Below are 26,302 nucleotides of genomic sequence, written 5' to 3'. Positions count from 1 at the left end.
CAAAAACTCCAAGTGTGAACTGATGTTGTCCGCGAATTCTAATCAGAAGTAGATGCAAGTGATAAATAGTTTCATTTGCGCTTGTTTCAAGTTGTTTCATTGTGCTTTTTGCTTTGAATAAGGCGTTGTTACACGAGTGGCTTGGTCGGGCTGCTAGCGGCTGTTCCGTGAGGCTTGAGTGACGAGGCGAGGCTTCCCGCCAGGGCGCTAGCGCTCTAAGCTGGCGAGCATGAAAAGAATTCTGCTGAACTGCGACATGGGTGAAAGCTTCGGTGTTTGGAATATGGGGGATGACGCCCATGCCATGCCGTTGGTTGATCAAGCCAACCTGGCCTGCGGCTTTCACGCGTCCGACCCCTTGACCATGCAACGCACCGTCGACCTGGCCATGCAGCATGGGGTGAGTATCGGTGCGCACCCTGCGTACCCCGACTTACAGGGCTTTGGGCGCCGGCATATGGCCTGCTCGCCTGAGGAGGTCAGCGCGCTGGTGCTGTATCAGCTCGGCGCGCTGGATGCCTTTTGTCGCGCGGCGGGCACCCAACTGGCCTACGTCAAACCGCATGGCGCGCTGTATAACGACCTGGTGCGTGACGATGCGCTGTTCAATGCAGTGCTTGAGGCCTGCGCCAGTTACCGCAGAGGCTTGCCGCTGATGGTATTGGCCTTGGCTGATAACAGCCGTGAGCGGCGCTTGGCCGATGCAGCCGCAGTGCCGCTGATGTTCGAGGCCTTTGCTGATCGCGCTTACCTGGCCGATGGCCAGTTGGCGCCGCGGCGTTTAAGTGGCGCGGTGCACCATGATCCGCAGCGGATTTTTGAGCAGGCCCTGGCGATTGCCCGGGGCGAGGCTTTTGCCGATATCGACGGCAAGCCATTGCAACTGCGTGCTGACAGCCTCTGTGTGCATGGTGATAACGCCGACTCGCTGGCCGTACTGCGGCGTTTGCGGGCGATGCTGGAAGCCCTATGATCCGCCTGGAACCGGCAGGTGCCGAAGCGCTGCTGCTGGTGCTGGCCGAACAGCCGGATGGGCAATTACCGCTGCGTATCGCTTTGCTGGCTGCGCGTATCCGCGATGAGCTGGGGGAGGTACTGACCGATCTGGTACCCGGTTGGACCAGCCTGCTGCTGCACTATGACCTGATTCGTACTGACCATCTGCAGCTGGCTGAACGACTCAAACCGCTGCTGGAAGCGTGGTTGGCTGAACCCTTTGCGGGGCAAGCCGGGCAACTGCATGAAATCCCCATCTGCTATGACGGTGAAGACCTGGCTGACGTCGCCCGGCAGTGTCGGTTGAGTGTTTCCGAGGTGATCAAGTTGCATGCGGCGACGGAATACCGCGTCGGCGCGATTGGTTTTGCGCCGGGCTTCGCCTACCTCGGCGAGTTGGATGCTCGGCTGGCGTTGCCACGTCGCGCCACCCCGCGTATTTCCGTGCCGGCCGGTAGCCTGGCAATCGCCGAGCGACAAACGGCGATCTACCCGCAGAGCTCGCCCGGCGGCTGGCACCTGATCGGCCGCTGCCCCTGGTTACTATTCGATGCGGCGCAAACGCCACCGTGTCCCTTGGCGTTGGGCGATCGGGTGCGCTTTCGCAGTATCAGTGAGCGCGAGTTTATCCGTGAGGGCGGCCAGCCATGAGCGGTCTGCGCGTGCTCAAACCCGGGCCGCAAAGTGTGCTGCAGGATGCTGGGCGGCGCGGTTGGCAACACCTCGGCGTGTCGCCGGCCGGGCCAATGGATTGGCAGGCGGCGGCCTGGGCTAATCACCTGCTGAATAATCCCTGGGGCACGCCGCTGTTGGAAATCGCCCTGGGCGGCGTCGAGTTGCAGGCCGAGGTCGACACCTGGGTGGCGGTGTGCGGTGCCCAGGTGCCGCTGAGCCTGGATGATCAGCCACAGCCGCTGTGGACGCGACTGCCGCTGCGCAAAGGTCAGCAGCTGCGCTTGGGCTTTGCCCGTAGCGGCCAGCGTGCGTATTTGGCGGTGGCCGGCGGTTTTCATGCAGCGCCCGTGTTGGGCAGTGTCAGTGTGCAGTTGCGCGAGGGGCAGGGGCGAGCCTTGCAGGCTGGGGATGTGTTGGCTTGTGGGCCGGCACACTTCAGTCATGCGGCCAGCGTGCCTTGGCCCTATCTGCCAGATTACCGCTGCAAGCCCCTGTTGCGGGTGATTACCGGCGGCGATGCGGCGAGTTTTGCGCAGGAGCAACTGGAGGGCTTCTTTGCCCAAACCTGGCAGCTCAGCCCGCGCTCCGACCGCATGGGCGCGCGGCTGATCGGTGAGCCATTGCGCCCGCCAGAACGGCAGTGGTCATTGGGCGTTGGCCGTGGGGCGATTCAGGTGCCGCCGGATGGCCAGCCAATTATCTTGCAGGCCGATCACCAGACCATGGGCGGTTACCCGCTGCTGGGCTGGTTGCACCCGCTCGATCAAGGCCGTCTGGCGCAGTGCCCGGCGCACCACCCGCTGCGCTTCACCCCGGTCAGCATTGGCGACGCGCAGACGGAGCTGCGCGAGTTTTGCCGATTCTTTCGCCGAATATAGGCACTTTTGTAGGGTGCACCTGCCGTTAAAGTGTCTTGGCCATGCGGCTGGCGAGCAACGCCCAGCCAAACAGCAGCAGGCAGATAATCAGCATCGGCCAGCCGCGCCAGTACAGGTAAGGCGTCAGCCCTTGCATGGGTTGTACCTGGCCATAGAGCACACCTTGTTCGAACTGCGGCAGCTGCTCGGTGATCTGGCCCTGCGGGTCGATCAGCGCGGTCACCCCGTTATTGGTGGCGCGGATCATCCAGCGGCCGGCCTCCAGCGCGCGCATCTGCGCCATCTGCAAATGTTGCAGTGGGCCGGCGGAACGGCCAAACCAGGTGTCGTTGCTGATGGTCAGCAGCAGGTCGCTCTGGGCCGACAGGCCGGCGGCGAACTCCGGATAAACCACTTCGTAGCAGATAAACGCCGCGATTGAGTGGCCCTTGGCCTGCAGCAGGCTTTGCTCGGCCGGGCCCCGGGCAAAGTCCGACATCGGTAGGTCAAAGAAGGCGATCAGGCCGCGCAGCACCTCCTGCAACGGCACGTACTCACCGAATGGCACCAGCTTCTGCTTGAGGTAGTCACCGCTGCCCTGGCCAACCACGCTGATGCCGTTGTAGTAACGCTGCTCACCGCGTTCGTTGCTCTGGCGAATAGGCACGCCGGTAATCAGCGCGGCATTGCGCTCATTGGCGAAACGGTTGATTACACCGAGGTAACCCTGAGCGCGATCCTTGAGTACCGGCACGGCGGTTTCCGGCCAGATGATCAAATCAGTCGGTTTGGCGCTGAAGGTCATGTCGCGGTACAGCGCTAGCTGGGCGTTGAGCTGCTCGGGGTCCCACTTCATGTTTTGTTCGATATTGCCCTGCATGGCCGACACGCTCAGTGGCTCGCCCGAGGCGTGGGTCCAGGCGTGGCCCTTGAGGGCTATAGCCGTGATCCAGGGGGCGCACAGCAGGCCAATACCGATGGCGAGAAGCGCTTTACGCGCGCGCAACTGCGTCAGGTTCACCAGCAGCGCGGCGCTCAGCGCCAGGCAGAAAGACAACAGCCATACACCGCCCACCGGGGCGAGGCCGGCCAGTGGGCCATCCAACTGGCTGTAACCGGCATACAGCCAGGGGAAACCGGTGAGGAACCAGCTGCGGAAGGCCTCTTGTGCCAGCCATAGCGCGGCAAAGGCCAGGGCATCAGCCAGTGGCGCTTCAACCCGGCGCAGCCAGCGCGTCCAGACCCAAGCGCTGAGGGCGAACAGCAAGCCCAGCCCGCCAACAAACAGCAGGGTCAGAAATACCGCCAGGGGCGGCGAGGCCGCACCGTAATCGTGGATGCTCACATACACCCAGCTGGTGCCGGCGGCGAACAGGCCAAAGCCATAACTCCAACCGCGCAGCGTCGCCTGGCGTGGCGTCAGGTCGCGCAGGCCGAGGTAGAACAGGGCAATCGAGAGGATGGCCAGCGGCCACAGATCAAAGGGCGCTAGCGCCAATGGCGTGATGGCGCCTGCGAGTAGGGCGATCAGGTTGCCGGGCCAGCCAGGTCGAGTTATCCAGTGCATTGCATGCAGATCCTTGGATTGAGGTGGCGCAAAGGGTAAAGGGCAATAGGCGGCGAGGGAAGGTGGGGCGTTGCTGGGCCGGCTATGTGCAACGGCCACCGATTAAGGTGGCCGTTTAGGGGATCAGTTATTGATCGGCGTCAGGCGTAGCAGGTGAATGCGGCGGCTGTCGGCGTTGAGAACGCGGAAGCGGAACTCGCCAATTTCGGTCACTTCATTACGCTTGGGCAGGTGGCCAAAGGCGCTCATTACCAGGCCGCCGACGGTGTCGAATTCGTCATCGGAGAACTCGGTATCGAAGGTTTCATTGAAGCTGTCGATCGGCGTCAGTGCCTTGACCAGGAAGTCACCCGACGGCAACGGCTTAACGTAGCTGTCTTCCTCGACGTCGTGCTCGTCCTCGATGTCGCCGACGATCTGCTCGAGCACGTCCTCGATGGTCACCAGGCCGGCGACACCGCCGTATTCATCAATGACCACGGCCATGTGGTTGTGGTTGGCGCGGAACTCACGCAGCAGCACATTCAGGCGCTTGGACTCGGGCACGAAGGTGGCCGGGCGCAGCAGGTCCTTGATGTTGAAGTTGGGCTGTTCGCCCGAGAGGATCAGCGGCAGCAGGTCCTTGGCCAGGAGGATACCGACCACATCGTCGAGGCTTTCGCCCACCACCGGGTAGCGCGAGTGCGCCGCTTCAATGATCGAGGGCAGAAACTCTTTGGGCGTCTGGTTGGCCTTGATGCTCATCATCTGTGAGCGCGGAACCATGATGTCGCGAACTTGCAGGTCGGCGACCTGGATGGCGCCTTCGACAATGGCCAGTGCTTCACTGTCGAGTAGTTTGTTCTGATGCGCTTCGCGCAGGACTTCCAGCAGTTCCTTGCGGTTTTTCGGCTCATGAGCAAACGCCTGGGTCAGTCGGTTAAACCAGGATGTCTGCTCGTTGCTCGATCGGTCTTCGCTCATGGTGGTTACTCAGGAACCTTCTGTGTTGTGTGTGGGTTCATCTTCATCGGCGTACGGGTCAGGGTGACCCAGTTCAGCCAGCAATTCTCGTTCCAGTGCTTCCATCTCTTCGGCTTCCTCATCCTCGATGTGGTCATAGCCGAGCAGATGCAAGCAACCGTGGATCACCAAGTGCGCCCAATGGGCTTCTGGGCTTTTGCCTTGTTCAGCGGCTTCGCGCTCGACCACCGGCGCGCAAATAACCAGGTCACCGAGCAGCGGGATATCCAGAAATTCGTCCGGTACATCGGCCGGGAAGGACAGTACGTTGGTCGCGTAATCCTTCTGCCGCCAGGTGTGATTCAGTTCACGGCCTTCGGCTTCATCGACCAGGCGAATGGTCAACTCGGAATCGGCGCTGCGCTGGCGCAGGGCAATCGCGCACCAGGCGCGAAACTGCTCCTCGGTCGGTAGATTGCCGGCGTCGCTGGCAATTTGCAGGTCAAGCTCAATCATGCCGCTGCACCTTGGCGTCGAAAGGGGCCTGGCTGGCGTCGAACCGCTCGTAGGCTTCGACGATGCGCTGCACCAGCGGGTGGCGCACCACATCTTTAGGGTTGAAGTGGGTAAAGCTGATACCCGGCACGTCACGCAATACTTCAATCACGTGGGTCAGGCCGCTTTTGGTGCCACGCGGCAGGTCGATCTGGGTGATGTCGCCCGTGATTACCGCCGTGGAGCCGAAGCCAATCCGGGTGAGGAACATCTTCATCTGTTCCAGGGTGGTGTTCTGGCTTTCGTCGAGGATGATAAAGCTGTTGCTCAGCGTGCGGCCGCGCATATAGGCCAGCGGCGCAACTTCAATCACCTGTTTCTCGATCAGTTTGGCCACCTGCTCGACACCCAGCATCTCGTAAAGGGCGTCATACAGTGGGCGCAGGTAGGGGTCGATTTTCTGCGATAGGTCGCCAGGCAAGAAGCCGAGTTTTTCGCCGGCCTCAACCGCTGGGCGGACCAGCAGGATGCGGCGGATCTGCTCGCGCTCCAAGGCATCGACGGCGCAGGCCACGGCTAGGTAGGTTTTACCGGTACCCGCTGGGCCAATGCCGAAGTTGATGTCGTGGTCGAGGATGGCTTTGACGTAGCGCTGCTGATTGGCCCCGCGTGGGCGAATCATGCCTTTGCGTGTGCGCAGGGCGATGTTGGCTTCGGCGACCGGATTGCTCAGCTCTTCGACGCCAGACTCCTGCAAAAACAGGTGAACCATATCGGGCGACAGCTCGGTGCTTTGGGTTTCGCGGTACAGGCGACGCAACAACTGCTCAGCCGCGTTGGTCTGGCCGGCGCTGCCAACCAGTTCAAACTGGTTGCCGCGGTTGCGTAACTCAATGCCCAAACGCGCCTCGATGAGACGCAAGTGCTCATCAAATTGACCGCACAAGTTAGCGAAGCGGCGTGCCTCGAAGGGTTCAAGGATAAAGCGGAGTGGTTCTATGGGTGTGTTCAAGGTCGTGTGATGGCCGCCAGTCGGCTGGGGTAGTGAGCGGAGAATAGCGCTAGCGGCCGCGAGGGGGAAGCTCGGGCCGCTACGGCTTTAGTTGCAGTCGGTTTCGTTGAGCAACGTGCCGCGCAGCGAGTTTGGCATGGCTTGGTCGATACGCACATCGACAAACTGCCCGATCAAACGTGGGTTGTCGCTGCGGAAGTTGACCACGCGATTGCTCTCGGTGCGGCCCTGGAGCCTGCCGGGGTCTTTCTTCGAGTAATCATTGACCAGGATGCGCTGTACGGTGCCGGCCATGCGCCGGCTGTTCTCAAAGCCCTGCTGAGTGATCCGGTGCTGCAGCAGTGCCAGGCGCTGTTTTTTCAGCTCCAGCGGCGTGTCGTCGGGCAGGTCGGCTGCCGGGGTGCCGGGGCGCGCGCTGTAAACGAAGGAGTAGCAGAAGTCGAAGCCGACATCCTCGACCAGCTTCATGGTCTGCTCGAAGTCCTTCTCGGTTTCACCGGGGAAGCCGACGATAAAGTCCGAGCTGATCAGAATGTCCGGCACGGCCGCGCGCAGTTTGCGGATGCGCGACTTGTATTCCAGCGCGGTGTGGTTGCGCTTCATCGCCGCGAGAATGCGGTCGGAGCCCGATTGCACCGGCAGGTGCAGGTATTTCACCAGCTCGGGGATCTCGGCGTGAGCCTGGATCAATGCATCGGAAAACTCCAGCGGATGGCTGGTGGTGTAGCGAATGCGGTCGATACCGTCGATAGCCGCCACGGCATACAGCAGTTCGGCAAAGTCGGCGATCTGGCCGTTCTGGGTCGCGCCACGGTAGCCGTTGACGTTCTGCCCGAGCAGGGTGATTTCACGCACACCGTGTTCGGCCAGGTGGATGATTTCACCCAGCACATCGGCCATCGGTCGGCTGACTTCTTCGCCACGGGTGTAGGGCACCACGCAGAAGGTGCAGTACTTGCTGCAGCCTTCCATCACCGACACATAGGCGCTGGGGCCATCGACGCGCGGTTCTGGCAGGCGGTCGAATTTCTCGATCTCGGGGAAGCTGATGTCGACCTGGGCGATCTTGGTGGTGCGTGCGGCGTCGATCATTTCCGGCAGGCGGTGCAGGGTTTGCGGGCCGAAGACCACGTCGACGTAGGGCGCGCGATCACGAATCGCCGCGCCTTCCTGGCTGGCAACGCAGCCGCCGACGCCGATCACCAGGTCGGGGTTGGCGATCTTCAGCTTTTGCCAGCGGCCAAGCTGGGAGAACACCTTGTCCTGGGCTTTTTCACGGATCGAGCAGGTGTTGAGCAGAATAATGTCGGCATCTGCCGCTTGCTCGGTGACTTCCAGGGCTTGATGTTCACCCAGCAGGTCGATCATGCGCGAGCTGTCGTACTCGTTCATCTGGCAACCGTGGGTTTCGATATAAAGCTTCTTGGTCATGCGCGCTCAACAAGAGTGATTCGACGAACCGTGCATTATAGAGGCCGAAGGCTCCGGTTCCTAGCATTGCCTGTCGGGTGGCTATGCTATGATCCGCGCCCTTTTGATCAACCTGTCGGTACGAACTGCATAACCATGAGCAAGCGCGAACCCATCTACAAGGTGATTTTCCTCAACCAGGGTCAGGTATACGAAATGTATGCCAAGCAGATCTTTCAAAGCGATCTGTGGGGCTTTTTGGAAGTGGAGGAGTTCGTCTTCGGCGAACGCACTCAGGTGGTCGTCGACCCCAGCGAAGAAAAGCTCAAGGCGCAGTTTGACGGCGTGGTACGCAGCTTTATCCCGATGCACGCGATCATCCGTATCGACGAAGTCGAGCGCCTTGGTACGCCAAAGATCAGCGAGGCCAAGGGTGGCGGTAATGTCATGCCGTTCCCCATGCCGATGCCGGATAAGTAAGCCAGAAATTACGGATGCCGCGTAACGCGTAGGATGGGTTGAGCTTGCGATACCCATCGTCAGGCTGCATGGGTATCGCTTCGCTCAACCTACGCGGCCCGACCAATCCTACGGCTGATTCTTCGCTGAATTAGGGCAGTGGCGCGAACGGCGAGGTGAGGGTGTCGGCGTTCTGCAATTCCAGCAGGTAGTTGCGGAAGATTTGCCCAAGCACCTGGCTGGCGATTTCCAGTTCATTGCGTGGCATTTGCGCGGCGATCAGGTCGGCGCTGTCCATGGCCTCGTCCGAGCCATTCACCGCCGCCATTTTCAGCACGATATAGGCCTGCACCGCATTCGCCGGCACGCCTTCGCCGCGGAAAAACATCATGCCCAGGTGGTATTGCGACTGTGCATGGCCTTGCAGTGAGGCCTGCTCAAACCATTGCAGCGCCTGGCTGAGGTCGCGTTCGACACGCTTGCCGTTGTAGTAGAACTCGCCCAGCTCAAATTGCGCCTGCACGTCACCCTTTAGGGCGGCTTGTTGGCAGGCGTCGAGGGCGGACGGCAGTTCTTCGGCGGCAGTGTTGAGTGAGCAGCTGCCAAGCGCGGGGATCAGCAAGGAGTTGCCGCCCGCAGAGGCGAGTAGTGGCAGTAGGAGCAGCAGGCAGCCCAGGGAGAGGGTGCGGCCGGTGCGTTTCATGAAAGTCCATTTACCTCGGGATGCAAAACAGGCGTTCAACCTGGCCACCGGAACGCGGCGGCCGTCACATTATGAAATAAGCAGTGGCGTACTTACAAAGTCTTTACCGGGTTTTCTTCCATGCTGCCCAGTTTTGCGCTGCCAGGCAGGCTCAGCAGCAGCCAGGCCAGCAACGGATACGCCGGCGTCAGCAGTGCGTGGAACAGATCAATACGCCGCAATGAGCCGATAAAACCGTGAGTACCTACGGCTACCCCGGCCAGCAGAAACAGCCCTACGACCATGCCAGCCACCACCGGCGGCGCGCGCTTGGGCCACTGCACCGCGCCGGCGTAGGCAATCAGCAGTAAGGTCGCCAGATTAAGCAGCAGGCGATAATCCTCCAGATAGTTCATCTGCCGGAACAGTTCGAAGAAGGCGCACAGCCCCAGCAGGATGCGGCCCCAGTTGGTGCGGCTCCATGGCCAGCCCCGGCCCAGTGCTAACGCAGCGGCGCCGAGTAGCGGCAGGCCGAGAAAGCTGCTGGCTTGGCTCAACCACAGATGCGCCGCCTCTGCGCTGGGGTCGAAGCCAAAGCGAATGACTCCGGCCACGGCGGCGGCCGCCGGCAGCAAAAAGCCCAGTAGCGCGCAGAACAGGGCCGGTTGATCGGCCTCGCCATAGTGCCTGCGGGCCTTGCCGATGGCGATGGCGCAGGCCAGGCAAGCCAGCGCCAGCACGCCATCTGACAGCGCGGTACTGAGCTGCATCAGGCGTTCTTCAACTCGGCAAAGGCGCGCTCGGCGGCGTCGAGGGTGATTTTCAGCTCGGCATCGCCATGGGCAATGGAGGTGAAACCCGCCTCGAAAGCACTCGGTGCCAAGTACACGCCGCCGTCCAGCATCAGGTGGAAGAAGCGCTTGAAGCGCTCAGCGTCGCTGGCCATCACGTCGTCGAAGGTGACGATATCGTCGGCACCGCTGAAATACAGGCCGAACATGCCGCCTGCCTGCGTAGTGACAAACGGGATGCCGGCGGCATCGGCGCGCTCTTGCAGGCCTTGCAGCATGCGGCTGGTGTAGTCAGTCAGTTCGGCGTGGAAGCTAGGGCGGTTGATCAGGCGCAGCGTGGTCAGGCCCGCGGCCATGGCCAGTGGGTTACCCGACAGGGTGCCGGCCTGGTAGACCGGGCCGAGTGGGGCGATGCAATGCATGATCTCGCGTTTGCCGCCGAAGCAGCCAACTGGCATGCCGCCGCCGATGATCTTGCCGAAGGTGGTCAGGTCTGGGGTGACGCCGTAATACGCCTGAGCGCCGCCGAGGGCCACGCGGAAACCGGTCATCACTTCGTCAAAAATCAGCACCACACCGTGCTTGTCGCACTGCTCGCGCAGGCCTTGCAGGTAGCCCGGTGCCGGCGGCACGCAGTTCATGTTGCCGGCCACCGGCTCGACGATGATGCACGCCACGCTGTCGCCGACTTCGCTAAGCATCTGCTCGACTGCTTTTATGTCGTTGAACGGCAAGGTCAGGGTGTGTTTGGCGAAATCCGCCGGCACGCCGGCCGAGCTGGGTACGCCCTGGGTCAGCAGGCCTGAGCCGGCTTTAACCAGCAGGCTGTCGGAGTGGCCGTGGTAGCAGCCTTCAAACTTGATGATGTTGTCGCGGCCGGTGTAGCCACGGGCCAGGCGGATGGCGCTCATGGTCGCTTCGGTGCCGGAGCTGACCATGCGCACCATTTCCATCGACGGCACCAGGCTGCACACCAGGTCGGCCATTTCAGTTTCCATGGCGGTCGGTGCGCCGTAGGACAGACCGTGCTGCAACTGATTGCGAACCGCGTCGAGTACGTCTGGATGGCTGTGGCCGAGGATCATCGGCCCCCAGGAGCCGACGTAATCGACATAACGCTTGTCGTCTTCGTCGGTGACGTAGGCGCCTTCGGCGTGCTTGAAGAACAGCGGCGTGCCGCCGACGCTTTTAAAGGCGCGCACAGGCGAGTTGACGCCGCCGGGGATGTGCTTCTGAGCTGCATTGAATAGGGTTTCGGAACGGGACATGGCAGGGCCTCTCAAACTGGGATGCGGGGCGAGCCGGGTCGCCCCTGTGAACAATTTAGTTATGGCCTGCCATTCGTGGCGGCCACCCTTGGGACGTCGCTGTGCGACGTTAAAAACGGCGCCAGGCCATTAACCAGGGTTGAACAGGGCGCTAAAGGCGTGGGCGCGGCGCTCGACGTCGGCGGCGGAGTCGGCCGCGAACAGGCCGTGAATGACCGCGACCATACTCGCGCCGTGGGCAATCAGCGCGGGTGCGTTGTCCAGGGTCACGCCGCCGATGGCGACGATCGGCAGGTTGATCCGGCCTTTGCTGGCATCAAGCAACGCCACGTCGGCGCTGGGTGCGCCCGGCTTGGTGTTGGAATTGAAGAAGCGGCCGAAGGCGACGTAGCTGGCCCCTTCTTTGGCCGCCGCTTCAGCCAGTTCAAGCTGCGCGTGGCAGGTGCCGCCGATAATCGCCTGGCGGCCGAGCAGCGCGCGCGCAACCGACAAGGAGCCGTCGCTTTGCCCCAGGTGCAGGCCCACGCCTAAGCGGGCCGCCAGTTCGGCGTCATCATTGATGATCAGCGCCGCGCCATAGCGGTTGCACAGTTCGCGCAGGGCCTCTGCTTCGCGCAAACGGCGTGCTTCGTCGGTCGACTTGTCGCGGTATTGCAGCAGTTTTGCCCCGCCTTTGAGAGCGGCCTCGACGTAGGGCAGTAGGCGGCCTTCGAGGAGCTGGCTGTCGGTGATGGCATACAGGCCACGCAGTTTCATCAGGTGCGCTCCATCAGCAGAAATCTAAGGGCAAACGGCGCGGAATGTACTGGCCATGCCCGGGTTGTTCGGCATCACGCAGAGTGCGCCAGGTGTAGTCGAGGGCAAACTCGACGGCGCTGACCAGCTCCTGGCCCAGCGCCAGGCGGCCGGCCAAAGTACTGGCCAGGGTGCAGCCCGAACCGTGGTAGCTGCCGGGCAAGCGCTGGCAGGTAAAGGTGTGGCGACTGCCATCACGCGAGTACAGGCGGTTGTGCACCTGATGCTCATCACCATGACCGCCGGTGATCAGCAGGTGCTGGATATGTTGCAGGAGCTTGTCTGCGCACTCGTCGGCTGTACCGTCCGGCAGTTCGGCGAGGATGCGTGCTTCTGGAAGGTTTGGTGTGGCAATGGTCGACACGGCGAACAGGCGTTCGCGCATCGCGAAGCCCACCTCGTCCTTGCCCAGGGCGCCGCCGCCGCCAGCCCGCAGCACGGGGTCGCAGACCAGCGGGATGCCGGGCAGGCGTTGCATGATTTCCAGTACGGTTTCGACCATTTCGACCGAGCCGAGCATGCCCAGCTTGACGGCTTCAACCGGCAGGTCGCTGATCACCGCATTGGCCTGAGCCAAGACCCAGTCGCGGTCGAGTACGCGGAAATCCGTCACGTTGACGGTATCCTGCACGGTCAGCGCGGTCACGGTTGGGGCGGCGTGACAGCCTTGCGCGAGCAGGGCTTCGATATCGGCTTGCAGGCCGGCACCACCACTGGGGTCGTGACCAGACAGGCACAGCACTACGGGGCGAGAAGTAGGCATTTTCATGGTGCACGAGCTTACCACCAAACCACGGCATAGAGACCCCGGCGCGTGATGAAAGCCTGCTAGCCGGACAATCTGTCGCGCGCCACCATGGCGCTGCAGCGAGGGTCAGCTTGGGGTCTAAAAACCCAAGCAGTTCAGGTTTTTCCTGGGGCTCCGGCACAAATGCCTATGGTAGAGTGCCGGCCTTATAAATAGATTGCTCCAAGGCGCTCCATAGCGTTGCGAGCCAACTCCGGCTGGGCTGCATGCACTACATCCTTCTGTGTTTCTTTATGTTGGTGCCAGGGTTGGCTGGGGCAGTGGTTTTTGATGAGCACACCCGCAGCCTGCCGCTCGGCAAGTCCATGTCGGTATTTGAAGATGTGCGCGGTGATGCCAGCATCGAAGACATCACGTCGCCGGCGCTACAGGCCAGCTTCCGCCAGCATGATAAAGGCGTGCTCAACGCCGGCTATTCGCGCTCGGTGTTCTGGTTACGCCTGGATCTTGAATACCGGCCGCAGCAGGCGACAGGCGTGCAGCCCTGGTTGTTGGAACTGGCTTATCCACCGCTTGACCATGTGCAACTCTACCTAGCCGATGCGCAGGGGCGTTATCAGCTGCGCCAGAACACCGGTGATGCGCTGCCGTTCTCCAGCCGCGAGATCAAGCAGCACAATTATGTGTTTGAGCTCAAATTAGCGCCGGCGCAGCCGCAAAGCGTTTACTTGCGCCTAGAAAGCCAGGGCTCGATTCAGGCACCGCTAACCCTGTGGTCACCCAACGCCTACCTGGAGGCTCAACCGGCGCGCATTTATGTGCTGGGCATCATCTACGGCGTGCTGCTGGTGATGCTGATCTACAACCTGTTTATCTTCCTCAGTGTGCGTGACACCAGCTACTTCTATTACATCCTCTACATCGCATCGTTCGGCTTTTATCAGTTGTCGGTCAATGGTGCGGCCATCGAGTACTTCTGGCCTAACAGCCCGTGGTGGGCGAATGCCGCTACGCCGTTTCTGATTGGTGCTTCGGCGTTGTTCGGTTGTCAGTTCTCCCGCAGCTTTTTGCATACCGGCGAACACAGCCCCTGGGTCGACCGTGCCCTGTTGTTGATGATGGCGTGTGGCGTGCTGGTGATGACCCTGTCGCTGACGGCCAGTTATGCGCTTTCGCTGCGTCTGGCCACCTACCTGGCGCTGGGCTTTACCGTGGTGATTTTCAGTGCCGGCGCTGTCGCCTGGGTACGCGGCATGCGCGTCGCGCGGTACTTCATCATCGCCTGGAGCGCCTTCCTCGTCGGTGGAATGATTAACACCCTGATGGTGTTGGGCTACCTGCCCAATATGTTCCTCACCATGTATGCCAGTCAGATTGGCTCAGCGTTGGAGGTCGGCTTGCTGTCGCTGGCCCTGGCCGACCGCATCAACGCCATGAAGGAAGACCGCACGCAAATCCTCCGGGAGGCCGGCCTCAAGCTCGAAGCCTTCAACCAGGAATTGGCCCATAGCAACCGTTTAAAAGACGAGTTTCTCGCCACGGTCACCCATGAGTTACGCACCCCAATGAACGGTGTGATCGGCTCGTTGGAGTTGATGCAGATGCTCGATCTCGACGGCGAGCTGGCGTCTTACCAGAAAACCGCCGCCAGCTCGGCGCGCGACATGATGCGCATGGTCAATGACATCCTCGCGCTGACTGAGTTGCAGGCTGGGCGGCTGTACCCGCGGCGTGAGCCGTTTAGTCTGCGTGGCTTGTTCGATGGCGTGCGTGCGCAGTACGCGCCACGTGCCGAAGAAAAGGGCCTGCGCTTTATTCTTGAACTCGACGACAGCCTGCCTGACACCCTGGAAGGCGACGCCAGCAAGCTGCTGCAGAGCCTCAACTGCCTGCTGGATAATGCCATCAAGTTCACTTCACACGGTGAGGTGTGTGTGCGGGTCTCGCGGGGCGGCACGGCGAGCGATAGCTTGCCGCTGCGTATTGAGATCAGCGATAGCGGGGTGGGCTTCATCGCACCGGCCGATGGCAAGCTGTATCAGCGCTTCCATCAGCTGGACGGCTCGATGACCCGTGAGCACGGCGGCCTGGGTATTGGTCTGGCGATTTGCCGGCAATTGGTTGACCTGCTTGGCGGCGATCTCAGTCACGAGTCCCAGCCAGGGCAGGGCAGTCGTTTTCGCCTGGATTTACCGTTGGCGCTGCCTGTGCAAATCAGTAACCCGGCAGCCGTCACCCTGCGCAGCAGTGGCCCGGCGCTGCGCGCGCCTGAGCAGTGCACGGTCTTGGTCGTTGAGGACAATGCAATCAACCAACTGGTCACCCGCGGCATGCTACTCAAGCTGGGTTATCAGGTGCGTACTGCCGACAACGGCGCTGAAGCCTTGGACGTGCTGCGTAACGAGACCGTCGACGCGGTGCTGCTGGATTGCCAAATGCCGGTGATGGACGGTTTCGCGACCTGTCGCGCCCTGCGCAACCTGCCTGGCTGTCAGCTGCTGCCGGTGCTGGCAATTACTGCCCACAGCCACAGCGGTGATCGCGAGCGTTGTTTGGCTGCTGGTATGAGCGACTACCTGGCTAAGCCGGTGAAGTTCGAGCAGCTGCGCACTTTGTTGCACGACTGGGTGCTCTGCCGCGAGGTTTGATCGAGGATCTGCTGCGCGTCGGCCCTACTGCGTTATAGCAGGCTGGGGCGCGGCGTCTCGGAATGCTTATGTACAGCTCGTAAACTCGTATGCGAGCCCAGTCCGCTTGATTCGCTGCGCTCACCCTACGGGCCAGCCTATGGCTGTTACTCCTCTGCGCTGCGTTTCTCGCCTGCTTTGACCAGCCGAAGACTGTTACTACGTAGCGCCTTGTATGGCTCTAGTTCGCGAGATCGTAAATTTATTATTGAGTTGTATGCGCCAGCGGCTGGCCGATACACCTTCTCTTGTGACCAGAATCGCCCTTTAGCCATGATCTGAATCCTGATTCACTTGAGCGACAGTGAATCAGGATTCAGACCATGGCCTATCGCACCACTGCACTTCGTCTTGACCGTGACCAGGCGCTGCGTGAGCGCATCATCAGCGCCGCCCTGCTGCGGGTTGCCGAGGGCGGCTTTGCGGCGCTGACCATGCAGGCGCTGGCCGAGGATGTCGGCATTGCCACTGGCAGCCTGTACCGCCACTTCAGCAGTAAAGGCAGCCTGGCCGCCGAGGTGTTTGCCGTGGCCAGCCAGCGCGAGGTCGATGCGTTGGCCGCCACCGTGCGTGGCCAAGGCAACCCGGCGGCGCGATTAGCTGCTGGGCTTGAGCGCTTTGCGGCGCGCGCCTGGGACAGCCGCCAGTTGGCCTTCGCGCTGATTGCTGAACCGGTCGACGCGGAAGTCGACGAACAACGGCTGTTGTACCGCGAAGCCTATGCCGATCTATTCGTCGAGCTGCTCCAAGAGGGCACGGCGCAAGGGGTATTCCGCGTGCAGCAAATCAGCCTGGTCGCTGCCTGCCTGGTCGGCGCGATTGCCGAAGTCCTGGTCGGCCCTTTGTCGCCGCCGGCACGCGCTGCGCGTGAAGCTGGCTATCCAGCCCCCAGCCTGGCGCAAGTCAGCCAGGCCCTGGTCACCTTTTGTCTACGCGCCGTGGGCGCCCCACTGCCCGAAGAGGAGTCTCAGCCATGAATGCCAGCCAACATGCCGAAACCCATGAGGTGTTCAACCAGGTGCCGCCGCTGGATGGCGCCAATCTGTACCGCGTGGACCTGCCGCTGCAGGAATGGACCCAGCGTTTTGGCGGTAGCTGGGCGGAGCAGCGTCTGGACGCATACGGTGGCCTAGCGGGCGGCGAGTTGATGGCCGCGGGCTTTCTCGCCAATGAACATAAACCGGTGTTCAAGAGCCATGACCGCTATGGTCATCGCGTGGACTTGGTGGAGTTTCACCCGGCCTATCATCAGTTGATGGGCGCGGCCATTGAGCATGGCCTGCCGTCCATGCCCTGGACTGATCCGCGCGCCGGCGCTCAGGTGGCTCGCGCAGCGATGAGCTACTTGCACAGCCAGGCCGACGCCGGCAGCGGTTGCCCGCTGACCATGACCTTCGCCAGTGTGCCGGCCCTCAAACTGCAGGCTGACGTCGCCGAGAAGTGGCTGCCGAAAATCCTCTCCACCCAGTACGACCCGCGCAACCTGCCGATTGAGCAGAAAACCGGGGCGACCATCGGCATGGCCATGACCGAGAAACAGGGTGGCACCGATGTGCGCGCCAACACCACGCAGGCGTATGCGGTGGGGCTTGGCGGGCCGGGGAAGGCGTATGAGTTGGTCGGCCATAAGTGGTTCTGCTCCGCGCCGATGTGCGATGCCTTCCTCACCCTGGCCTATACCGAGAAAGGCCTGACCTGTTTTCTGCTGCCGCGTCATCGCCCGGACGGCACGCGCAACGAGTTCTACATCCAGCGTCTGAAAAACAAGCTGGGTAATTGGTCGAACGCCTCCAGTGAGGTCGAATTCCGTGGCGCGTTGGCCTGGATGGTCGGCGAAGAGGGGCGCGGCGTGCCGACGATTATCGAGATGGTCGCGCTGACTCGCTTTGATTGCATGATCGGCTCCAGCGCCCTGATGCGTCAGGCGCTGACCCAGGCTGCGCACCATTGCGCGCATCGCCAAGTGGGCGGGCGCGTGCTTAGCGAGCAGCCGCTGATGCAGAACGTGCTGGCCGACCTGGCCCTGGAAAGCGAGGCGGCCCTGGCCCTGACCTTGCGCATGGGCAAGGCGCTGGATAACCCGCACGACGAACAGGAAGACAAGTTCGCCCGCCTGGTCACCGCAGTGGGCAAGTATTGGATCTGCAAACGGGCGCCGGCGATGATCAATGAAGCCGCCGAGTGCATGGGCGGCGCGGGCTATGTCGAAGACACTATCCTGCCGCGCCTGTACCGCGAAGCACCGGTCAACTCGACCTGGGAAGGCTCGGGCAATGTGCAGTGTTTAGATGTGCTGCGCGCACTGTCGAAGGAGCCGGGTGTGCTTGATGCGCTGTTTGTCGAGCTGGGCGATGGCCATGGCGATGCGCGTTTGAAAGCCCACATCAGCAAGCTGCAGGCGGACTTTCGTGACACCGCGGACATCCAGTATCGCGCCCGTCAACTCACGGAAGATGTAGCCCTGGCGCTGCAAGCCAAGTTATTGCTGGAGGCCGGTCATGCAGCGGTATCCGACGCCTTTATCGCCAGCCGCTTGGGCGGCCAGGGTGGCCGGGTTTATGGCACGTTGCCGCGCGGCATTGATGTCGGTGCACTGGTGGCGCGCAGTGCCGCACATCTGATTTAGGGCTTCGACCTCTCTAGCATGGGTGTTTGCGCGGATTGCTGGGCGCGCCTGAAACTTCAGCCGGGCCCAGCGTCGGGCGCTGTCATTTCTGCGTGCGGCCGGGTAAGGTGGCCGCCGATGGTTCCGCAGCGTGTTACGCGAGTGGATGAAAAGGGAACATGGTGGGTACTGCAACAGGTACCGAAGCCATGGCTGCCCCCGCAACTGTAAACGGTGAGCGACGCCCCAATGCCACTGGCCGCAAGGTCGGGAAGGCGGGCGAAGTGTTAAGCCGTGAGCCAGGAGACCTGCCATCGACGCCGGGCACTGATGCCCAATCCCTCAATCCAGATCATCGCGCGGTGGGCGCGGTACAGGAATCTCTATGCACATCGAACCCGAAGTCGTTACTGGCGCCAAACTCTTCCTCAGTTATGCAACCGCAGCAGGTGCCTTTGGCCTCACGGCCAAGCTTGCCCTCGACAGCATCCGCAGCAACGGCGGCATTGCTGCCCTGGCCTTGCGTAGCCTGCTGACCACCGCGTTGGTGTTCTGTTTCTTCGAAGTCTTCCCGCATCAGGCGGTGGGCGTTTCCGAGGTGCACCTGATCCTCGGCTCGACCCTGTTGCTGCTGTTCGGCGCCGGTGCAACGGCTGTCGGTCTGTCGCTTGGTCTGCTGCTGCAGGGGCTGCTGTTCGCGCAGTTTGACCTGCCGCAATACGGCATGAACGTCACGACCTTGCTGGTGCCGTTGTGGGGTATCAGTCTGCTGGCCAAGCGCATCATCGCGCCGGGCACCGCCTATGTGGACCTCTCTTACAAACAGGCACTGGCGCTGTCGACGGCCTATCAGGGTGGCATCGTCGCCTGGGTGGCTTTCTGGGCGGTCTATGGTAACGGCTTCTCCGGCGAGAACCTGGCTGCAGTAGGCAGCTTCGGTCTGGCCTATATGAGCGTGATCCTGATCGAGCCGCTGGTCGACTTGGGTGTGCTGGCCGCTGCCAAGGCGTTCTCTGGTTATAGCCGCGGTCCGCTGTTCAACACGCGCTTGCACCAGCCGGCCTGATCAAGCTCCTTTAAGCCTGCTGGAATCATGCTTCAGTGGCCCGAGACGGGTTACTGAAGCACAGCTAAGCCTTAGGCTGAACCACAGTGAGGCCTGTCTTGGCGTGTGGCCAAACGCGCCGCTCGGCGTAATGCCTAGCGCAGTTGCTGTGCATTCCCGGTGCTCGTTGCTTGGCTTGTTCCCTTTGGGTCATCCGTGCCTGCGACGCATTGGCGTGCTACCCCCCTCCCTCCAAAAAAACGCTGCCCGATGACCTGTAGGTGCTACTCAAGTAGCGCTGCCTGCACAGGCAACGCCGCGCTATCGCCCGTGCCGCGTATCAGGGCAAGATAGAGCCATTCCGTTCAGCCAGGAAGGTGCCTTGTGAACCCTTGTTCCGATGACTTTATTGTTGCCAATACCGCTGAAGAGGCGGTGGATCGACTGGCCGCCCTGCATCTGCAAGCGACGAATGGCTTGAGTGCGGCGCTTAAGCGCTACTTGAAAGAACGCATCAAGCCCGATGCCGCTGAGCAGAGCCAATTTCGTTACCCCGAGTTGCGCCTGACCTACCTCTGTCAGGGCGAGGCGCCGACCACTGTGCGCGCCTATGCCAAGGTGCAGGTGCCCGGCACCTACAGCGTTACCGTGACTCATCCGGCGGCGTTCCGTAAGTACCTGCTGGAGCAGTTGTGCCCGCTGATGAGCGACTTCACCGTGAAGGTCGAGGTGGGCGTCAGCCAGCAGAATATTCCCTACCCTTATGTGGTGGAGCAGGGGGATGAGCTGGCTGGCTCCGGGGTGACAGCAGCCGAGTTGGCGCGGGTATTTCCCAGTACCGACTTGTCTGCGGCCACCGATGGCACCGCCGACGGCTTGTATGACTGGGAAAACACCGACCCGCTGCCGCTGGCGCTGTTCGACGCCGCGCGGGTGGACTTCTCTCTGCGCCGTCTGGTGCATTACACCGGCAGCGACTGGCGCCATGTGCAGCCGTGGATTCTGCTGACCAACTACCACCGCTATGTTGACCAATTTATCCGCCACGGTCTGGACATGCTGGTCGGTGAGTCGCGGTTCACCCGCATGGTGCTGCCGGGCAATGTGGTGATCGAGCGTGGCATGGCCGAAGGCGAAATGCAGGCGATTATCGAGAACGTCATCTGGCACCGTTACCAGATGCCGGCCTATCACCTGCAGGCGGATGATGGCCACGGCATCACCTTGGTCAATATCGGTGTCGGGCCATCCAACGCGAAGAACATTACCGACCACCTGGCTGTGTTGCGACCGCACTGCTGGCTGATGATCGGCCACTGTGGCGGCCTGCGGCAGTCGCAGACCATTGGCGATTACGTGCTGGCTCACGCCTACATGCGCCGCGACGGCATTCTCGACCGCGTTCTGCCTCCGCATATCCCGCTGCCGGCTCTTGCCGAGGTGCAGCAGGCGTTGCAGGAGGCCGCCAAGCTGGTGACTGGCGAGCAGGGCGACGAACTGAAAAAGCGCCTACGTACGGGCACCGTGCTGACTTACGACGACCGTAACTGGGAGCTGCGCTGGGCTCAGGAGCGCCCGCTTATCAACCTGTCGCGTGCCGTTGCAGTGGACATGGAGAGCGGCACCGTCGCCGCGCAGGGCTATCGCCTGCGGGTGCCCTACGGCACGTTGCTCTGTGTGTCGGACAAACCGCTGCACAGCGAGATCAAGCTGCCGGGCGCGGCCGGGGCGTTTTACGAGCGCGCGGTGACCCAGCACCTGCACATCGGCATCACTGCCCTCGACCTGCTGCGCAACCAGCTCAACTCGCTGCACTCGCGCAAGCTGCGCAGCTTTGATGAGCCGCCGTTTCGTTGATGCCGCAGGCGTTAGCTCAGGCGTAGATGCAAAATCGGAAAGGGCCGTCCACCGTCATCCAGCGGTGAGCGGCGTTCCACCACGAACCCCTGACTCAAGTAGAACCCCAGTGCTTTGGGGTTCTGTTCGTTGACGTCCACTTGCGTGGCGCCCAGATGCGTCACTGCATGCTTGAGCAGTGCGCGACCAACGCCTGTGCCGTGCTTCAGAGGGTCGACGAAAAGCATTTCTACCTTGCCCTCGGCATAGCCGAGAAACCCGCTGATATTGCCATCCTCGCCACGGATGCAGCTGAGCTGAACCTGAGGGAAGTACTGCCCAATCAGTAAGGGTTTGAGCAGCTGAATGTCGTGCTCTTCGAGAAAGTCATGGGTGGCGCGTACGGCGGCTTCCCATACTTCAAGCAGGCGTGGGAAGTCGGTGGTACTGGGTGTTTCGATCGGGTGCGGCATTTGTGGCTCATGAGGCGGTGAAAAAAGGGGCAAATCATGCGGCTGATTTGCCCCTGTTGTCACTTGCTGGCGTCGAGCACCACGCGGTAACGCGCTTTACCGGCGCGCAGGTGGTCGATGGCCTCGTTGACCTTGCTCATGGGGAAGTGTTCGACCTGCGGCAGGATCTGATGGCGGGCGCAAAACTCGAGCATTTTCGCCATGTTGGCCGGCGAGCCAACGGGCGAGCCGGACAGGCTCTTCTGCTTCGGAATCAGGTTGAACACATGCACCGGAATCGCGCTGGGCACAATGCCGACAAAGTGCAGCCGACCTTTGCCGCGCAGGGTGCCAATCATGGCGTTCCAGTCCAGGTCGGCGCTGGCCGTCACCAGCAGGAAGTCCAGGCTGCCGGTAATCGCTTTCAGGGCCGCGCTGTCGGTGGACGCGACTACGTTGTGTGCGCCCAAACGCTTGGCTTCATCCTGCTTGCTCAGCGATGAGGTGAAGGCGGTGACTTCGCAGCCCCAGGCATTGAGAAAGCCCAGCGCCAGGTGACCGAGACCACCGATGCCGACCACACCGACCTTGTCGGTGGGTTTCACGTCGAAGTCCAGCAGCGGGCTGAACACTGTGGAGCCGGCGCAGAACAGTGGGCCGACCAGGGCCGGATCAAGGCCGTCCGGCAGCGGCAACGCCCAGGCCCAGTGGCTGCGTAAGCGGTCGGCAAAACCGCCGTTGCTGCCGACAATCGTCGGTTTCACCGTGCCGCACAGCTGATGCGAGCCTTCCATGCAGGAGCTGCAATGCATGCAGCTGCCCTTGTACCAGCCGATGCCCACCCGCTGGCCGAGCTTAAGGCCGCGCGCCTGTTCGCCGAGGCGGACGATGGTGCCAACCACTTCATGGCCGGGGATAAAGGGGTAGCGGGCATTGCCCCATTCGTTATCGATCATCGACTGGTCGGAATGGCAGATGCCGCAATACTCCACCGCCACTTCGACTTCTTCAGCGCCCAGTGGACCTGGGTCGTAGCTGAACTGTTCAAGGGCTGCGCCAGGGGCTTTGGCGGCCCAGCCGGTAAAGGTGTCGACAATCGAATCGGACGAACTCATGACAATAAGCCTCGGTGCGGAGAACAGGACGCAGCTAGCATAGCCGGGTCTACCGAGGGCGTGCGCCTGCATAAGTCCGGCTGATAGTTGTACGGCGGCCTCGGTTACACTGGCCGCCTTGTTCGGTTTACCTGGATTACTTATGTCGCGTCCGCCTCGCCCCGACTCACCGCGTCGCCCCACTGGCAAACCGGCTGTTCGCCGGGTGGCCAAGGCTCCACCGGCCGAGCCACGGTTATTGCTGCTGAATAAGCCGTTCGATGTGCTGACCCAGTTCAACGACGAGCAGGGCCGCGCCACCCTCAAGGACTTTGTTGCGGTGCCCGGCGTCTATCCGGCTGGGCGCCTGGACCGTGACAGCGAAGGGCTGCTGTTGCTGACCAATGATGGCGGCCTGCAGGCCAGGATTGCCGACCCCAAGCACAAATTGGCAAAAACCTACTGGGTGCAAGTGGAAGGCGAGCCGAGTGAGGCGCAGTTGCAGCAATTGCGTGACGGCGTGCAACTCAATGACGGGCCAACCCTGCCCGCCGAAGCACATCTATTAGATGAGCCGCAGTTGTGGGATCGCAACCCGCCGGTGCGCTTTCGCAAAAGCATTCCGACGGCCTGGCTGGAGTTGGTGATTCGCGAGGGGCGTAATCGCCAGGTGCGGCGCATGACCGCCGCCGTGGGTTTGCCGACCTTGCGCCTGGTGCGGGTGCGTATCGGCCCGTTCAGCCTAGAGGGCTTGCAACCCGGGCAATGGCGTGAAGTCACGCCCCGGCTGGATTGATCAGTAGCCGGCTTTGATGACGGCGATGCCCTTGTCGAGGACTTCATTCCAGGCGCTGCGGGTTTCGCTGCAGTATTGCGGGTCGTGCTCGCCGATGGTCACAAGCAGGGCCTGTTGCCACAGGTCATACAGCCCCGGGCGAATGTCCATTGCCGCGCGTGAATGGCTGCAACCCAGGGCGCGCAACTTGGTGTCGGGCAGGCCGCGTGCGTGCATCACCAGGTTGAGAATGCCCTGGCGCAAGAGCAGCTTTTGCCCGCTCATTTCGGTGTTGACGAACTTGTCACGCACCTCTGACGAGCTGGCGAGGAAGTGCCGGTAAAAACTGTCGAAAAAGTCCGGGCTGGCGCAGCAGCGGCCATAGCTTTGCATCACGCGGTCGGTGGTTTTCATGTTTTCTCCAGATAAAAGGCTGTCCAGGCCGCATGGTTATGCAGCCGTGAGTCAATTGAGTAGGGCGGGGGCGGTTAGACGCCTTCCAGGCCTGCAATGACGAAGGATTTGATGAGAAAACCCAGTACGCCCAGGCCCAGGGCGAGGAACAGGATCATGGTGCCGAAGCGTCCGGCCTTGGATTTCTTCGCCAGGTCCCAGACGATAAACGCCATAAACAGCACCAGGCCGCCAACCAGGACGGTCATCATCAGTTCTTCAAACAGCTCGGTTTCCATCGCAACCTCGTTTGGCAAAGACAGACTGTGCCGCCAGCTAGGGCGGGAGGTGGACGATGCATTTTTATAGTGTGAGCGCGAGGCTCTTATGGGCGGGTCGCACAAGGCACAGCAGCAAGCCGGTGATTATACGCCGTTGCGTGGCTGCGCCGCGATGTACGTTTACTCGCAGAACGAGATCAGGTTCGCAGGTGTTGTAACGGCAGCTGGGTACTGGAAAGGATCTGCTGCAGCACGAAGCTGGAGCGCACACTGGATACGCCCTCGATACGGGTCAGGGTGCCCAGTAGCAATTTTTGGTAGTGATCCATGTCCGGCACCACCACCTTGAGCTGATAGTCCGCGTCCATCCCGGTGACCAGGCAGCATTCGAGCACCTGCGGGCATTTGCGAATTTCTTCCTGAAAATGCTCGAAACGTTCCGGGGTGTGCTTGTCCATGCCAATCAGCACGTAGGCGGTCAGTGTTAGGCCGAGCTGCTTGCGGTCGAGCAGGGCGACCTGGCCAAGGATATAGCCGTCGTCTTGCAGCTGTTTGACCCGGCGCGAACAGGGTGAAGGCGACAAGCCAATACGTTCGGCCAGGTCCTGGTTGGACAGGGTCGCGTCGCGCTGCAATTCGGCGAGGATATTCAGGTCGTAACGATCAAGTCTGTTCATGTTTGCCATGCTTTTGTTTTTGGATTGCTGTAAATAATGCACTTGTGGTAATTAATTGCGCAAGTGGTGAGTATGTCGGCATTATTAGCAATCTTTCGTTGCGCCGGCAGGCGTAAGCTTTACCTCAACTTCAAGGCCCGGACGATACGTCCAGCCGCCTCGCCCAATCAGGTGAGCGGTCGCCGCCGATCCCACCGGATCGTCACGGCACCCGGGTCCGCACTGCCCAATCAGGCAGGCGAAGAAAAGGCGTTATCATCGCCACAATGACGGACACGCAAAAAAGGGAGGCCTGCAGGCCTCCCTTTTTTGTGCCTGGCTTTCTGCTGGGTCAACCGGTTGGCGGCTGATCAGCGTTTGCTGGCGAGCCTTGTTGTGGCGGTTTGACCACGCTGCTGGGGTCGGCATGTACCAGCACTTCAGCCCGCGGAAACTCGCGGCGAATCGCGGCTTCTACCTGCTCGCAGAGGGTGTGTGCCTGCTGCAGGCTTAGCTCGCCGGGTAGCTCCGCATGCAGCTGGACGAACCAGTGGGTGCCAGACAGCCGTGTGCGTAAATCATGCACGCCCAATACACCGGGCACCGCGCAGGCCAGCGCATGCATCTGCGCACTGATCTGTGGGTCGAGTTCTTTGTCCATCAATACCGTCGCGGCTTCGCGGGCGATGCTGATGGCACTCCAGAAGATGTACAGCGCAATGCCGATACCGAAGAGGGCGTCCAGTTGTGGCCAGCCGTAACTGGCTAACACCAGCGCCAACAGGATGCTGCTGTTGAGCAGCAGGTCCGAGCGGTAGTGCAGCGAGTCGGCACGAATCGCCGTGGAACCGGTCTCGCGAACAACATGGTGTTGAAACAGCAACAGGGCAACGGTCATCGCCAGTGACAGCAGCATCACCGCAATGCCCAGGGCGGGCGCGCCAATTGGCTCAGGGTGCAGCAGGCGATCGATGGCGTGGCTACCCACCAGCACTGCACTGGCCCCGATAAACAGTGCCTGGCCCAAGCCAGCAAGGGCTTCGGCCTTGCCGTGGCCGTAACGGTGGTCCTCATCGGCCGGCCGCAGGGCGTAGTGCACGGCAATCAGGTTGAGCAGCGAAGCGGCGCCATCAAGCAGCGAGTCGGTCAGGCCTGCCAGCAAGCTGACCGAGCCGCTGAGCCACCAGGCAATGGCTTTGGCCAGCGCCAGGGTGAGAGCTGTTGCCAGTGCGGCGAAGGTCGCCAGGCGCATCAGGCGTGCATGGGGCAGCGATATGTTCACGGGCTATCCAAGGTGCTGGGCGTTCTGCCAGGTTTACACGAAATAAGGTAAGCGCTGTGGTGCTGCGGTTTAGGCGGCCGGGCGCAGGCCGTAAGCGGCCAACTGCTCAACGCTGCCACTGTGCTGGGTCAGGCGCGGATCATTCAGGGGCAGGCTATGGCCGGTCTGCACTTCGATCAGCGCTTTGAGCTTGAGCGGATCAACCTTGCCGTTGGCATCAACCAACTGCTGCAAGTCTTCAGGTGCAACTTGGGCCGATTGTCCGCCAGGTAGATAAATCGCACCGGTGGTGAAGTCGATCGCGAAGGCGATCAGCCCAGGCAATACAAAAAAGAGGATGCCGATAGCATTCATCGCGGCGACCGCCGGGTCGATACGGCCTTCGATCTGGCCGCGTCGCTCGGGGTAGAACAAGGTGCCGCAGGCGGTCAGTTGGGTGAACAGCGCGGCGATGAGAAGGCTGCCGATCACACGGGTCTTGGTACGCATTGAGCATCTC

At 61.6% G+C, this 26,302-nt stretch carries 27 protein-coding genes and 1 riboswitch; of the genes, 10 read left to right on the top strand and 17 right to left on the bottom strand.

The window, feature by feature from the left end:
* Nucleotides 1-229 precede the first annotated feature (229 nt).
* Genes ACEPAJ_RS18285 through ACEPAJ_RS18275 form a run of 3 tightly spaced genes read left to right on the top strand, consistent with a single transcriptional unit; the run spans nucleotide 230 to nucleotide 2,549 of the window.
* A complete protein-coding gene (locus ACEPAJ_RS18285; protein WP_425916796.1) occupies nucleotides 230-973 on the top strand; it encodes a 5-oxoprolinase subunit PxpA in 744 nt (247 codons plus the stop codon).
* On the top strand, nucleotides 970-1,647 hold the full coding sequence (gene pxpB / locus ACEPAJ_RS18280) for a 5-oxoprolinase subunit PxpB (RefSeq protein ID WP_425916794.1): 678 nt from the start codon (nucleotides 970-972) through the stop codon (nucleotides 1,645-1,647). Before ACEPAJ_RS18285 ends, pxpB begins: the two co-directional genes overlap by 4 nt.
* Nucleotides 1,644-2,549: a biotin-dependent carboxyltransferase family protein gene (locus ACEPAJ_RS18275; RefSeq protein WP_425916792.1), complete on the top strand. Its 906-nt coding sequence runs from the start codon at nucleotides 1,644-1,646 to the stop codon at nucleotides 2,547-2,549. Before pxpB ends, ACEPAJ_RS18275 begins: the two co-directional genes overlap by 4 nt.
* 25 nt (nucleotides 2,550-2,574) lie before the next feature.
* Here ACEPAJ_RS18275 and lnt read toward each other — a convergent pair whose 3' ends face one another.
* From lnt to miaB, 5 genes are all read right to left on the bottom strand, one after another.
* On the bottom strand, nucleotides 2,575-4,095 hold the full coding sequence (lnt, locus tag ACEPAJ_RS18270; protein WP_322950227.1) for an apolipoprotein N-acyltransferase: 1,521 nt from the start codon (nucleotides 4,093-4,095) through the stop codon (nucleotides 2,575-2,577).
* Between the two features lie 123 nt (nucleotides 4,096-4,218).
* Entirely contained in the window at nucleotides 4,219-5,058 is an 840-nt protein-coding gene (locus ACEPAJ_RS18265; protein WP_170048471.1) for an HlyC/CorC family transporter, read from the bottom strand.
* Between the two features lie 9 nt (nucleotides 5,059-5,067).
* Nucleotides 5,068-5,553, bottom strand: coding sequence for an rRNA maturation RNase YbeY (gene ybeY, locus ACEPAJ_RS18260; protein WP_170048470.1), 486 nt, complete (start codon nucleotides 5,551-5,553; stop codon nucleotides 5,068-5,070).
* Nucleotides 5,546-6,544, bottom strand: a complete 999-nt coding sequence (locus ACEPAJ_RS18255; protein WP_425916788.1) for a PhoH family protein — start codon at nucleotides 6,542-6,544, stop codon at nucleotides 5,546-5,548. Before ACEPAJ_RS18255 ends, ybeY begins: the two co-directional genes overlap by 8 nt.
* Nucleotides 6,545-6,631: 87 nt before the next feature.
* A complete protein-coding gene (gene miaB / locus ACEPAJ_RS18250) occupies nucleotides 6,632-7,975 on the bottom strand; it encodes a tRNA (N6-isopentenyl adenosine(37)-C2)-methylthiotransferase MiaB (RefSeq protein ID WP_425916786.1) in 1,344 nt (447 codons plus the stop codon).
* 135 nt (nucleotides 7,976-8,110) lie between these two features.
* Here miaB and ACEPAJ_RS18245 point away from each other — a divergent pair, with 135 nt between their 5' ends.
* A complete protein-coding gene (locus ACEPAJ_RS18245; RefSeq protein WP_090249225.1) occupies nucleotides 8,111-8,434 on the top strand; it encodes a DUF1820 family protein in 324 nt (107 codons plus the stop codon).
* A gap of 130 nt (nucleotides 8,435-8,564) precedes the next feature.
* On the opposite strand, the gene ACEPAJ_RS18240 is transcribed toward ACEPAJ_RS18245, so the two are convergent.
* The 5 genes from ACEPAJ_RS18240 to ACEPAJ_RS18220 form a co-directional block, all read right to left on the bottom strand.
* Nucleotides 8,565-9,116, bottom strand: coding sequence for a tetratricopeptide repeat protein (locus ACEPAJ_RS18240; protein ID WP_322950230.1), 552 nt, complete (start codon nucleotides 9,114-9,116; stop codon nucleotides 8,565-8,567).
* A gap of 92 nt (nucleotides 9,117-9,208) precedes the next feature.
* Nucleotides 9,209-9,865 (bottom strand): DUF6962 family protein, encoded by a 657-nt coding sequence (locus ACEPAJ_RS18235; protein ID WP_425916783.1) that lies wholly within the window; start codon nucleotides 9,863-9,865, stop codon nucleotides 9,209-9,211.
* Nucleotides 9,865-11,154 carry a glutamate-1-semialdehyde 2,1-aminomutase gene (hemL, locus tag ACEPAJ_RS18230; RefSeq protein ID WP_425916781.1) on the bottom strand — a complete coding sequence of 430 codons (1,290 nt, stop codon included), beginning with the start codon at nucleotides 11,152-11,154 and terminating at the stop codon, nucleotides 9,865-9,867. The genes ACEPAJ_RS18235 and hemL overlap by 1 nt, the downstream gene beginning before the upstream one ends.
* Before the next feature lie 129 nt (nucleotides 11,155-11,283).
* Nucleotides 11,284-11,910 carry a thiamine phosphate synthase gene (thiE, locus tag ACEPAJ_RS18225; RefSeq protein ID WP_425916779.1) on the bottom strand — a complete coding sequence of 209 codons (627 nt, stop codon included), beginning with the start codon at nucleotides 11,908-11,910 and terminating at the stop codon, nucleotides 11,284-11,286.
* Nucleotides 11,911-11,923: 13 nt separating this feature from the next.
* Nucleotides 11,924-12,718, bottom strand: a complete 795-nt coding sequence (locus tag ACEPAJ_RS18220) for a hydroxymethylpyrimidine/phosphomethylpyrimidine kinase (RefSeq protein WP_425916777.1) — start codon at nucleotides 12,716-12,718, stop codon at nucleotides 11,924-11,926.
* A gap of 245 nt (nucleotides 12,719-12,963) precedes the next feature.
* Here ACEPAJ_RS18220 and ACEPAJ_RS18215 point away from each other — a divergent pair, with 245 nt between their 5' ends.
* From ACEPAJ_RS18215 to amn, 5 genes are all read left to right on the top strand, one after another.
* Nucleotides 12,964-15,345, top strand: coding sequence for a 7TM diverse intracellular signaling domain-containing protein (locus ACEPAJ_RS18215; protein ID WP_425916775.1), 2,382 nt, complete (start codon nucleotides 12,964-12,966; stop codon nucleotides 15,343-15,345).
* 362 nt (nucleotides 15,346-15,707) lie between these two features.
* Nucleotides 15,708-16,361: a TetR/AcrR family transcriptional regulator gene (locus tag ACEPAJ_RS18210; protein ID WP_425916773.1), complete on the top strand. Its 654-nt coding sequence runs from the start codon at nucleotides 15,708-15,710 to the stop codon at nucleotides 16,359-16,361.
* A complete protein-coding gene (locus ACEPAJ_RS18205) occupies nucleotides 16,358-18,010 on the top strand; it encodes an acyl-CoA dehydrogenase family protein (protein WP_425916771.1) in 1,653 nt (550 codons plus the stop codon). The genes ACEPAJ_RS18210 and ACEPAJ_RS18205 overlap by 4 nt, the downstream gene beginning before the upstream one ends.
* Nucleotides 18,011-18,111: 101 nt before the next feature.
* Nucleotides 18,112-18,319, top strand: a riboswitch (cobalamin riboswitch).
* A 55-nt stretch (nucleotides 18,320-18,374) separates the two neighbouring features.
* Nucleotides 18,375-19,055, top strand: coding sequence for an energy-coupling factor ABC transporter permease (locus ACEPAJ_RS18200; RefSeq protein ID WP_425916769.1), 681 nt, complete (start codon nucleotides 18,375-18,377; stop codon nucleotides 19,053-19,055).
* Between the two features lie 363 nt (nucleotides 19,056-19,418).
* The gene (gene amn / locus ACEPAJ_RS18195) at nucleotides 19,419-20,891 is read left to right on the top strand and encodes an AMP nucleosidase (protein WP_425916767.1); all 1,473 of its coding nucleotides are present in this window, start codon (nucleotides 19,419-19,421) and stop codon (nucleotides 20,889-20,891) included.
* An 11-nt stretch (nucleotides 20,892-20,902) separates the two neighbouring features.
* Here amn and ACEPAJ_RS18190 read toward each other — a convergent pair whose 3' ends face one another.
* Nucleotides 20,903-21,343, bottom strand: a complete 441-nt coding sequence (locus tag ACEPAJ_RS18190) for a GNAT family N-acetyltransferase (RefSeq protein ID WP_425916765.1) — start codon at nucleotides 21,341-21,343, stop codon at nucleotides 20,903-20,905.
* 59 nt (nucleotides 21,344-21,402) lie between these two features.
* On the bottom strand, nucleotides 21,403-22,437 hold the full coding sequence (gene ahr, locus ACEPAJ_RS18185) for an NADPH-dependent aldehyde reductase Ahr (RefSeq protein WP_425916763.1): 1,035 nt from the start codon (nucleotides 22,435-22,437) through the stop codon (nucleotides 21,403-21,405).
* A gap of 205 nt (nucleotides 22,438-22,642) precedes the next feature.
* Here ahr and ACEPAJ_RS18180 point away from each other — a divergent pair, with 205 nt between their 5' ends.
* Nucleotides 22,643-23,212 carry a pseudouridine synthase gene (locus ACEPAJ_RS18180; protein ID WP_425918095.1) on the top strand — a complete coding sequence of 190 codons (570 nt, stop codon included), beginning with the start codon at nucleotides 22,643-22,645 and terminating at the stop codon, nucleotides 23,210-23,212.
* Here ACEPAJ_RS18180 and ACEPAJ_RS18175 read toward each other — a convergent pair whose 3' ends face one another.
* The 5 genes from ACEPAJ_RS18175 to ACEPAJ_RS18155 all read right to left on the bottom strand — a co-directional run bounded on the left by ACEPAJ_RS18175 (nucleotide 23,213) and on the right by ACEPAJ_RS18155 (nucleotide 26,292).
* Nucleotides 23,213-23,605 carry a globin gene (locus ACEPAJ_RS18175; RefSeq protein ID WP_425916761.1) on the bottom strand — a complete coding sequence of 131 codons (393 nt, stop codon included), beginning with the start codon at nucleotides 23,603-23,605 and terminating at the stop codon, nucleotides 23,213-23,215. It lies immediately after the preceding gene.
* Nucleotides 23,606-23,679: 74 nt separating this feature from the next.
* Nucleotides 23,680-23,883 (bottom strand): DUF2788 domain-containing protein, encoded by a 204-nt coding sequence (locus tag ACEPAJ_RS18170; RefSeq protein ID WP_274087537.1) that lies wholly within the window; start codon nucleotides 23,881-23,883, stop codon nucleotides 23,680-23,682.
* 179 nt (nucleotides 23,884-24,062) lie between these two features.
* Nucleotides 24,063-24,542, bottom strand: a complete 480-nt coding sequence (locus ACEPAJ_RS18165; RefSeq protein ID WP_425916759.1) for an Lrp/AsnC family transcriptional regulator — start codon at nucleotides 24,540-24,542, stop codon at nucleotides 24,063-24,065.
* A 331-nt stretch (nucleotides 24,543-24,873) separates the two neighbouring features.
* Entirely contained in the window at nucleotides 24,874-25,773 is a 900-nt protein-coding gene (locus ACEPAJ_RS18160; RefSeq protein ID WP_425918093.1) for a cation diffusion facilitator family transporter, read from the bottom strand.
* Nucleotides 25,774-25,872: 99 nt separating this feature from the next.
* Complete coding sequence (locus tag ACEPAJ_RS18155; RefSeq protein WP_425916757.1) at nucleotides 25,873-26,292, bottom strand: polyribonucleotide nucleotidyltransferase; 420 nt, start codon at nucleotides 26,290-26,292, stop codon at nucleotides 25,873-25,875.
* Between the last annotated feature and the right edge of the window lie 10 nt (nucleotides 26,293-26,302).

It is taken from the genome of Pseudomonas sp. GWSMS-1 (assembly GCF_049847425.1).
Taxonomy (GTDB): Bacteria; Pseudomonadota; Gammaproteobacteria; order Pseudomonadales; family Pseudomonadaceae; genus Aquipseudomonas.
This window is presented reverse-complemented; position numbering and strand designations above follow the sequence as displayed.

Bases quoted from the DNA above. Each gene is read 5' to 3' on its own strand.
- ACEPAJ_RS18285 (WP_425916796.1), top strand. From the start codon at position 230: ATGAAAAGAATTCTGCTGAACTGCGACATGGGTGAAAGCTTCGGTGTT.
- pxpB (WP_425916794.1), top strand. From the start codon at position 970: ATGATCCGCCTGGAACCGGCAGGTGCCGAAGCGCTGCTGCTGGTGCTG.
- ACEPAJ_RS18275 (WP_425916792.1), top strand. From the start codon at position 1,644: ATGAGCGGTCTGCGCGTGCTCAAACCCGGGCCGCAAAGTGTGCTGCAG.
- lnt (WP_322950227.1), bottom strand. From the start codon at position 4,095: ATGCACTGGATAACTCGACCTGGCTGGCCCGGCAACCTGATCGCCCTA.
- ACEPAJ_RS18265 (WP_170048471.1), bottom strand. From the start codon at position 5,058: ATGAGCGAAGACCGATCGAGCAACGAGCAGACATCCTGGTTTAACCGA.
- ybeY (WP_170048470.1), bottom strand. From the start codon at position 5,553: ATGATTGAGCTTGACCTGCAAATTGCCAGCGACGCCGGCAATCTACCG.
- miaB (WP_425916786.1), bottom strand. From the start codon at position 7,975: ATGACCAAGAAGCTTTATATCGAAACCCACGGTTGCCAGATGAACGAG.
- ACEPAJ_RS18245 (WP_090249225.1), top strand. From the start codon at position 8,111: ATGAGCAAGCGCGAACCCATCTACAAGGTGATTTTCCTCAACCAGGGT.
- ACEPAJ_RS18240 (WP_322950230.1), bottom strand. From the start codon at position 9,116: ATGAAACGCACCGGCCGCACCCTCTCCCTGGGCTGCCTGCTGCTCCTA.
- ACEPAJ_RS18235 (WP_425916783.1), bottom strand. From the start codon at position 9,865: ATGCAGCTCAGTACCGCGCTGTCAGATGGCGTGCTGGCGCTGGCTTGC.
- hemL (WP_425916781.1), bottom strand. From the start codon at position 11,154: ATGTCCCGTTCCGAAACCCTATTCAATGCAGCTCAGAAGCACATCCCC.
- thiE (WP_425916779.1), bottom strand. From the start codon at position 11,910: ATGAAACTGCGTGGCCTGTATGCCATCACCGACAGCCAGCTCCTCGAA.
- ACEPAJ_RS18220 (WP_425916777.1), bottom strand. From the start codon at position 12,718: ATGAAAATGCCTACTTCTCGCCCCGTAGTGCTGTGCCTGTCTGGTCAC.
- ACEPAJ_RS18215 (WP_425916775.1), top strand. From the start codon at position 12,964: ATGCACTACATCCTTCTGTGTTTCTTTATGTTGGTGCCAGGGTTGGCT.
- ACEPAJ_RS18210 (WP_425916773.1), top strand. From the start codon at position 15,708: ATGGCCTATCGCACCACTGCACTTCGTCTTGACCGTGACCAGGCGCTG.
- ACEPAJ_RS18205 (WP_425916771.1), top strand. From the start codon at position 16,358: ATGAATGCCAGCCAACATGCCGAAACCCATGAGGTGTTCAACCAGGTG.
- ACEPAJ_RS18200 (WP_425916769.1), top strand. From the start codon at position 18,375: ATGCACATCGAACCCGAAGTCGTTACTGGCGCCAAACTCTTCCTCAGT.
- ACEPAJ_RS18190 (WP_425916765.1), bottom strand. From the start codon at position 21,343: ATGCCGCACCCGATCGAAACACCCAGTACCACCGACTTCCCACGCCTG.
- ahr (WP_425916763.1), bottom strand. From the start codon at position 22,437: ATGAGTTCGTCCGATTCGATTGTCGACACCTTTACCGGCTGGGCCGCC.
- ACEPAJ_RS18175 (WP_425916761.1), bottom strand. From the start codon at position 23,605: ATGAAAACCACCGACCGCGTGATGCAAAGCTATGGCCGCTGCTGCGCC.
- ACEPAJ_RS18170 (WP_274087537.1), bottom strand. From the start codon at position 23,883: ATGGAAACCGAGCTGTTTGAAGAACTGATGATGACCGTCCTGGTTGGC.
- ACEPAJ_RS18165 (WP_425916759.1), bottom strand. From the start codon at position 24,542: ATGAACAGACTTGATCGTTACGACCTGAATATCCTCGCCGAATTGCAG.
- ACEPAJ_RS18160 (WP_425918093.1), bottom strand. From the start codon at position 25,773: ATGCGCCTGGCGACCTTCGCCGCACTGGCAACAGCTCTCACCCTGGCG.
- ACEPAJ_RS18155 (WP_425916757.1), bottom strand. From the start codon at position 26,292: ATGCGTACCAAGACCCGTGTGATCGGCAGCCTTCTCATCGCCGCGCTG.